Raw genomic sequence first — 7873 nt, forward strand, 5'->3', positions numbered from 1 at the left:
CGGCCGACGGTCGCCCAGGCGCTGCCGTATTGACAAATATCTTTGCCGAATCTGCAATTCAGGTATGAGTACCGAGAGCACCGACGACGTGCTGGCGGGTGTGGGCCCGAGGCTGCGGCGGATACGCAAGGAGCGGGAGGTGACCCTGGCGGCACTGTCCGAGGCGACCGGCATCTCCGTCAGCACCCTGTCCCGGCTGGAGTCGGGCCTGCGCAAGCCCAGCCTGGAGCTGCTGCTGCCCATCGCCCAGGCCCACCAGGTGCCGCTCGACGAGCTGGTCGGCGCGCCGCCCATCGGTGATCCCCGGGTGCGGGCGAAGCCCGTCGAGCGGTACGGCCGCACGTTCTGGCCGCTGACCCGCCAGCCCGGCGGCCTTCAGGCCTTCAAGGTCGTCGAACCGCAGCGCAAACTGGACCCGGAGCCGCGCACCCACGAGGGCTACGAGTGGCTGTATGTGCTGGCGGGGCGGCTCCGGCTGGTGCTCGGCGAGCACGACGTGGTGCTGTCGGCGGGGGAGGCGGCCGAGTTCGACACCCGGGTGCCGCACTGGTTCGGATCGACGGGGGAGGGGCCGGTGGAGTTCCTGAGCCTGTTCGGGCCGCAGGGGGAGCGGATGCACGTACGGGCGCGGCCGACTCGCACGTGACGTACCCGACTGTTTCCCGATCGGCAAGCGACCGCTTAGTATGCGATCGGAACCCGGTCAGACGAAGCAGTCCCGTGGAGGCCCCGCATGCAGGCATGGCAAGTGCACGAGAACGGCGAGCCGAGCGAGGTGATGCGCCTGGCGCAGGTGGAGCGGCCCACGCCCGGCGACGGCCAGGTGCTGCTCCGCGTGCGTGCCGCCAACATCAACTTCCCGGACGCACTGCTGTGCCGGGGCCAGTATCAGATCCGGCCGCCGCTGCCCTTCACGCCCGGCGTGGAGATCTGCGCCGAGACCGGGGACGGCCGCCGGGTGATCGCCAACCCCGCGCTGCCGTACGGCGGTTTCGCCGAGTACGCGGTCGCCGACGCCCGCGCCCTGCTGCCCGCGCCCGAGTCGCTGGACGACGCCGAGGCAGCCGCGCTGCACATCGGCTATCAGACGGGCTGGTTCGGCCTGCACCGCCGGGCCCGCCTGGAGGCGGGAGAGACCCTGCTCGTGCACGCCGCCGCCGGCGGAGTCGGCAGCGCGGCCGTGCAGCTCGGCAAGGCGGCCGGGGCCACCGTGATCGGCGTGGTCGGCGGTGCCGACAAGGCCGCCGTCGCCCGGGAGCTGGGCTGTGACGTGGTCGTCGACCGCCGCGGCGAGGATGTCGTCGCGGCCGTGAAGGAGGCCACCGGCGGCCGGGGCGCCGATGTGATCTACGACCCCGTCGGCGGCGCGGCCTACGCCCAGTCCGCCAAGCTCGTCGCCTTCGAGGGCCGGATCGTCGTCGTCGGCTTCGCCAGCGGCACCATCCCGAGCCCCGCGCTCAACCATGCCCTGGTGAAGAACTACTCGATCCTCGGCCTCCACTGGGGCCTGTACAACACCAAGAACCCGAAGCTGATCCTGCACTGCCACGAGCAGCTCACCGAGCTGGCCGCGCGGGGCGCGATCAAACCGCTGGTGAGCGAGCGGGTACCGCTGTCCGGGGCCGCAGCCGCCGTGCAGCGGGTCGCCGACGGTGTGACCACCGGCCGGGTCGCCGTACTGATGGAGAACGGAGCCGCCGCATGACCGACGCCGACGAACTGCGCCGCCTCACCAGGGAGCTGCTGGCCGCGCATCCGCCCGCCACGACCGATCCCCTGGACTTCCTGCGAGCCCGCTTCGACGCCGGGCTGGCCTGGGTGCACTACCCCGAGGGTCTCGGCGGACTGGGCGCCGCGCGCTCCCTGCAGGCCGTGGTGGACGCCGAGCTGGAGGCCGCGGGCGCCCCCGACAACGACCCGCGGCGCATCGGCATCGGCCTCGGCATGGCCGCGCCGACCGTCCTGCGGTACGGCACCGAGGAGCAGAAGCGGCGCTATCTGCGGCCCCTGTGGACCGGCGAGGAGGTCTGGTGCCAGCTGTTCAGCGAGCCGGGCGCCGGTTCCGACCTGGCCGCGCTCGGCACCCGGGCCGTCCGTGAGGATGGGGGCTCCGCCCGCTCGGGCGGAGCCGAGGGCGGGGGAGACTGGGTGGTCAACGGGCAGAAGGTGTGGACGTCCAGCGCCCACATCGCCCGCTGGGCCATCCTCATCGCCCGCACCGACCCGGACGTGCCCAAGCACGCGGGCATCACGTACTTCATCTGCGACATGACCGACCCGGGCGTCGAGGTGCGGCCGCTGCGCCAGATCACCGGCGAGGCCGAGTTCAACGAGGTCTTCCTCACCGGCGTCCGCATCCCCGACTCCCGGCGCCTCGGCGAGGTCGGCGACGGCTGGCGGGTCGCCCAGACCACGCTGATGAACGAGCGCGTCTCCATCGGCGGCATGCGCCTGCCCCGGGAGGGCGGCATGATCGGCCCGGTCGCCGCGACCTGGCGCGAACGCCCCGAACTGCGCACACACGACCTGCATCAACGCCTCCTGAAGCTGTGGGTGGAGGCCGAGGTCTCCCGTCTCACCGCCGACCGGCTGCGCCAGCAGCTGGTCGCCGGCCAGCCCGGCCACGAGGGCTCCGGCATGAAGCTCGCCTTCGCCCGCCTCAACCAGGAGATCAGCGGCCTGGAAGTCGAACTCCGGGGCGAGGAAGGCCTGTGGTACGACGACTGGACCATGCGCCGCCCCGAGCTGGTGGACTTCACCGGCCGTGACGCCGGATACCGCTACCTCCGGTCCAAGGGCAACAGCATCGAGGGCGGGACCAGCGAGGTCCTGCTGAACATCGTCGCCGAGCGTGTCCTGGGCCTGCCCGCCGAGCCGCGCACCGACAAGGACGTCGCATGGAAGGACCTGGCCCGATGAGCACACAGCCGGATCTTCTCTACTCCGAGGAGGAAGAGGCACTGCGCGCCGCGGTCCGCGACCTGCTCACGGACCACTGCGCACCCGCCGACGTGATCGCCCGCACCGAGTCGGGCACCCCGCACGACCTCGCCCTGTGGAAGTCCCTGGCCGACGGCATGGGACTCGCCGGCCTGCTGGTGCCCGAGGCGCAGGGCGGCCAGGGCGCCACTCATCGCGAAGCCGCGGTCGTCCTGGAGGAGTTGGGGCGGGCGATCGCGCCCGTGCCCTACCTCACCAGCGCGGTCGTGGCCACCGAGGCCCTGCTCGCCTGCCGTGACGAGGAGCTGCTGGGCCGCCTGGCCTCCGGACGGACCATCGGCGCCCTCGCGGTCGGGCTGCACTCGGCCCCCGGCGCGGCCGTCGAGGCCGTACGAGTGGACAACGGCACCCTGCACGGGGAGCTGACGGGCATCGCGGACGCGGCCGCCGCCGACGTCCTGCTCGTCCCGGCAGACGACGGCGGGCTGTACGCCGTGACCGCCGACGCGGTGACCGTCACCCCGCAGGTCTCCCTCGACCTGACCCGCCCGCTCGCCACCGTCACCCTCGACGGCGCGCCAGGCCGCCGCCTCGGCGACGCGGAACCCGCCGTGCGGCGGGCCCTGCGCTCCGCCGCCGGACTGCTCGCCTCCGAGCAACTCGGGCTCGCCGACTGGACGTTGACCGAGACGGTCCGGTACCTGAAGGAGCGCAAGCAGTTCAACCGGCCGGTCGGCGGCTTCCAGGCGCTCAAGCACCGGCTCGCCCAGCTGTGGCTGGAGGTCGTCAACCTCCGCGCCGCCGCCCGGGCCGCCGCCGACGCCCTGGCCACCGGCGAGGACACCGACGTCACGGTGGCCGTCGCCCAGGCCTACGCGGCCCCCGTCGCCGTACACGCCGCAGAGGAGGCGCTGCAGCTCCACGGCGGGATCGGGATGACCTGGGAGCACCCCGTGCACCTGTACCTGAAGCGGGCCAAGGCCGACTCGATCGCCTACGGCACCGCGGGCGCCCACCGGGAGGCGCTGGCCGAACTGGTCGACCTCCAGGCACCCTGACCCGTCACGTGTGAAGCCCGCCCCACACCAGGGGCGGGCTTCCTCGTGCCCGCACCGGCCACCAAGTGAACAGAGGGCCGCACTCCGGCCAACTCCCTGTAGGGCTGGGCCTTTTGGGCGGAGAGCGCACGCATACTCTCCCCGGTCCCATCCGGTCCCTCAAGGGAGGCAGCGCATGGCCCTCACCACTCGACGCAGAGCCCTCACCACCCTCGGCGCCGCCCTCGCGGTCGCGGTCGCCCTGCCCGCCGGCCAGGCCCTTGCGGGCGGCGGCCACCGCGGCCCGCGCCCGCTGTGGGAGGCGCACGCCCACAACGACTACGAGCACCAGCGCCCCCTCTTCGACGCCCTCGACCACCGCTTCGGCAGTGTCGAGGCCGACATCTTCCTGGTCGGCGACCAGCTGCTCATCGGCCACGACGCCTCCCAGCTGGACCCGACCCGCACCCTGGAGTCGCTCTACCTCGACCCGCTCGCCGCCCGTGTCCGGGCCAACCACGGCTCCGTGTACCGGGGCCGCCGGCGGCCCCTCCAACTCCTCGTCGACATCAAGACCGAGGGCTCCTCGACATACCTCGAACTCGACCGGCACCTCAGGCGCTACACGCACCTGTTCACCCGGTACGCGCACGGCCGTGTCCACCCCGGACCGGTCACCGCCGTCATCTCCGGCGACCGGGCGGCCCGTACGCCCATGGAAGCCCAGACCGAGCGCCGTGCCTTCTACGACGGCCGGCTCACCGACCTCGGCAGCGCGGCCCCCGCCTCCTTCGTCCCGCTGATCAGCGACAACTGGACGCTGAACTTCACCTGGTCGGGCCGGGGCACCTTCCCGGCCGCCGAGCGGCAGAAGCTGCGGAGCATCACCGGTGCCGCCCACGCCCGTGGGCAGCAGATCCGGTTCTGGGCCACCCCGGACGCGGCGGGTGCGGCCCGCGACGCCCTGTGGTCCGAACTGCTGGCGGGTGGTGTCGACTACCTCAACACCGACGACCTCGCCGGCCTCGAGGCCTTCCTCGACGCACACCTGTACGCATAACACCACACGATCGGAGGACATGTCAGCCGCCCGGACGAACCCCCCGCTACGCCACACTTGCGGCCGAACGCCACTCAAGGGGGCGTGGCGGAGGAGGTTCCCGATGGCTGTTTCCATCTCTGTGGTGCTGTTGCTCCTGATCATTGCCGTGATCTTCATGCGCAACGGCGCGCTGAAGGTCTCGCACGCCCTGGTCTGCATGCTGCTCGGCTTCTACCTGGCCAGCACCAGCATGGCGCCCACCATCCACAGCGGACTCACCGCGACGGCCGACCTGGTGAGCAGCCTGCGGCCCTGACCCGCGCGGTCAGGACGAGAACACTCCGATGCCGTTCGGCACGGGCCGTTCGGCCCCGCCGCTCGGGTGGTTGAGGATCGTCACGCCGCTCGCACCCGCGTCGCGGCTGACCATCTCGGACGAGCCGCCGCCGTCGAGGTTGAACGCGTCGGACGCGCCCAGTTCGTCCATGACGGCCGCCTCTTCCGCGATGGTCATGCCGGTCCGGTAGGCGGCGGCCCCGTCCAGCGCGAGCAGCAGCATCCGGTGCCCGCCGCTCGCGAAGCCCACCACGGTGCGCACGGCCGAGGTGGAGTCGTCCAGGCCGGACAGCGGCTTGCCGTCGCGCAGGACCGGGTAGCCGCCGATGGCGAACTCGTACCGGACCTTGGCCGTCGCCGCCACCAGGTCGTGCTTGACGGTGACTTGGTCGCCCACCGACAGCTTGCGCAGCTGCTGCGCACCCTCCTCGCGGCCCACCAGGACCGTGCTGTCCGCGGCGATCGGGCCGCTGCCCGGAGTGTCGGCGACGGAGGCCACCCGGCCGCCCTGCACCTTCACCTCGTAGGTGTCCGTGCTGCATGCCGCCGCCCGGTCGGTGTCCGTGCCGCAGGTGGCGCGCACCCGTGAGACGCTGCCCCACCGGGAGGTGAAGGCGCCGACGGAGTTCTCCGGCAGCGCGTACTGGTTGAGGCCCTTCAGCGGGAGTTGCCCCTCCGGCGTGCTGACCGAGCCGCTGAGCGTGAGACGGTCCAGCCGGGCCCGCCCGTCGGTGTCCACACCGAGGACGTCCTGCGTCGTCGTCCCGGGCGGCAGCGAGGGCCCGAACCGCTGGGCCTTCGGCACCGCCGCCTTGAGCACCTGCCCGCCCGCGATCGCCGGGCCCACCGTCGCACCCGTCGCCTCGACGCCCGGGTGCTGGGTCTCGGTGATGTTGAAGAAGTCGCCGTTGACGCCGGCGACCGCGCCCGCCGAGTCGGCCAGCTTCGAGACGGTCGCGCGGGCGGCGACCGCCCCCGGGTACAACAGGTCCACGCGGACGTGGGGATTGTCCAGGTCGACGGTGAGCAGGTGGGCGTGTGCCTCACCTGCCGCCGCCGAGACGTCGAACTGCCGGTAGGTGACACCCGGTGCGACCCGTCTGCCCTGCGGTACGGCACCGGCCGGTGCCGCCCCCACCAGGGCCGCACCGGCCAGCACACCGAGCGCCGTGAGAACCGTGAGAACCGATCTGCCTGCTGCCGTCTGCCGCCGATCGCGCGCCACCGCGCCCCCTGATGTCTCGTCAACTGTCCCAGGACTCAGGGGAAGTGGACCAGAAAGGGATGGCGTGCGGGGGTGCTAGGCGTCGACGACGCGAGAACGGGTGAGAAAACGCACCCCCTCGGGTGCCTCCAGCGAGAATCCGCTCCCCCGTCCGGGTACCACGTCGACGATCAGGCGGGTGTGGCTCCAGACCTCGTACTGGCTCCTGGACATCCAGAAGGTGACGGGTTCCTCGACGCCCTCCACCGTCAGCTCCGCGAGCAGTACGTCCGAGCCACCGGTACGGAACTCGCCGTCCGGGTAACACATGGGGGCACTGCCGTCGCAGCAGCCGCCGGACTGGTGGAACATCAGCGGGCCGTGCTCGGCATGCAGGCGGCGCAGCAGCTCCGCGGCCTGTGGGGTGAGTTCGACGCGGGGGACTTCCTCTTCCATGGTCACCGTCCTGAAGAGCCGGGGATGCGTCGGAGGCGATCCAGTCTCACGGTTCGTCAGAGGCAAGTCCAGCAGGCGTGCTTCGGCCGGATCGCCGCTCAGCCGTGGCTGAGGACGTTGACCACCCTGCCGTTGGGGTCCCGTACGAAGAACCGCCGTACGCCCCACTCCTCGTCGGTGAGCGGGTGCACGATCTCCGCGCCCCGCTCCCGCATCGCCGCGTACACCGCGTCGACGTCGTCGACCTCGATGCTCAGGTCGGGCACGACGGGTGCGGTGCGGTCCTCGCTGATGAGGCTCAGCTGGACGGCGGGGTTCCCGGCGGAGGCGAGCGTCATGACCCAGCCGAGGTTCATGACCTCCTCCAGGCCCAGCACCCCGTAGAACTCGGCGCTTTCCGGCAGCGCGGTCGACTGGACGTTGGGCACGACTCGGCGTACGTACATCTCGCGGCTCCGTTGGTCGGTCGGACGGTGATGTGCGGCGCGGGCAGCGTATCCGGAGTCGGGAGCCGTCCCCGGCGACGGGTGGGGCACCGCCGCCGGTCCGCCCACCGCGTCCTGTGCCGCCGCCCTTCGGCCGGGAGCCCGGCTGCACGGCTGGGGCCTGGACCCCGGCGCCTTCGGCGCCAAGGCCGGTCGCGGCGGCAGCGCTCGGCCCGGTCGTCGACGGCATCCCGGTGCTCCTCGATCTGTTCGGCGGGCACTCGGCGCCGGCCGGTGCGCGGGCACTGGCTCGCGGGGGTCCACGGCCCCCGGGAGTTCCTTCCGTTCTAGTGGTCGTCGCAACACCCCAGCTCAGGGGATGCGATGGACTTCGAGATTCGGGAGGGGCGCAAGCCTCAGGGGCCCCGCAAGT

Annotated in this window: 9 protein-coding genes; 6 read left to right on the forward strand and 3 right to left on the reverse strand. The window is 72.3% G+C overall.

Annotation, left to right across the window (positions count from 1 at the left end; genetic code table 11):
* Positions 1–64: 64 nt before the first annotated feature.
* The 6 genes from ACIRU3_RS28335 to ACIRU3_RS28360 all read left to right on the forward strand — a co-directional run bounded on the left by ACIRU3_RS28335 (position 65) and on the right by ACIRU3_RS28360 (position 5335).
* Positions 65–646, forward strand: a complete 582-nt coding sequence (locus tag ACIRU3_RS28335; RefSeq protein ID WP_404061750.1) for a helix-turn-helix domain-containing protein — start codon at positions 65–67, stop codon at positions 644–646.
* Positions 647–733: 87 nt separating this feature from the next.
* The gene (locus ACIRU3_RS28340) at positions 734–1705 is read left to right on the forward strand and encodes an NADPH:quinone oxidoreductase family protein (RefSeq protein WP_404061753.1); all 972 of its coding nucleotides are present in this window, start codon (positions 734–736) and stop codon (positions 1703–1705) included.
* Positions 1702–2919, forward strand: coding sequence for an acyl-CoA dehydrogenase family protein (locus ACIRU3_RS28345; RefSeq protein ID WP_404061756.1), 1218 nt, complete (start codon positions 1702–1704; stop codon positions 2917–2919). The genes ACIRU3_RS28340 and ACIRU3_RS28345 overlap by 4 nt, the downstream gene beginning before the upstream one ends.
* The gene (locus tag ACIRU3_RS28350) at positions 2916–3998 is read left to right on the forward strand and encodes an acyl-CoA dehydrogenase family protein (protein ID WP_404061759.1); all 1083 of its coding nucleotides are present in this window, start codon (positions 2916–2918) and stop codon (positions 3996–3998) included. The genes ACIRU3_RS28345 and ACIRU3_RS28350 overlap by 4 nt, the downstream gene beginning before the upstream one ends.
* A gap of 175 nt (positions 3999–4173) precedes the next feature.
* Entirely contained in the window at positions 4174–5037 is an 864-nt protein-coding gene (locus ACIRU3_RS28355; protein ID WP_404061762.1) for a phosphatidylinositol-specific phospholipase C/glycerophosphodiester phosphodiesterase family protein, read from the forward strand.
* A 103-nt stretch (positions 5038–5140) separates the two neighbouring features.
* Entirely contained in the window at positions 5141–5335 is a 195-nt protein-coding gene (locus ACIRU3_RS28360) for a hypothetical protein (RefSeq protein WP_404061765.1), read from the forward strand.
* 9 nt (positions 5336–5344) lie between these two features.
* Here ACIRU3_RS28360 and ACIRU3_RS28365 read toward each other — a convergent pair whose 3' ends face one another.
* From ACIRU3_RS28365 to ACIRU3_RS28375, 3 genes are all read right to left on the reverse strand, one after another.
* A complete protein-coding gene (locus ACIRU3_RS28365) occupies positions 5345–6514 on the reverse strand; it encodes a phosphodiester glycosidase family protein (RefSeq protein ID WP_404061797.1) in 1170 nt (389 codons plus the stop codon).
* A gap of 141 nt (positions 6515–6655) precedes the next feature.
* The gene (locus tag ACIRU3_RS28370; protein ID WP_404061768.1) at positions 6656–7015 is read right to left on the reverse strand and encodes a DUF779 domain-containing protein; all 360 of its coding nucleotides are present in this window, start codon (positions 7013–7015) and stop codon (positions 6656–6658) included.
* 98 nt (positions 7016–7113) lie between these two features.
* Entirely contained in the window at positions 7114–7461 is a 348-nt protein-coding gene (locus ACIRU3_RS28375; protein ID WP_404061771.1) for a VOC family protein, read from the reverse strand.
* Positions 7462–7873 lie beyond the last annotated feature (412 nt).

Origin of the sequence: Streptomyces sp. NPDC101151 (assembly GCF_044768335.1) — a bacterium.
Lineage (GTDB): Bacteria > Actinomycetota > Actinomycetes > Streptomycetales > Streptomycetaceae > Streptomyces.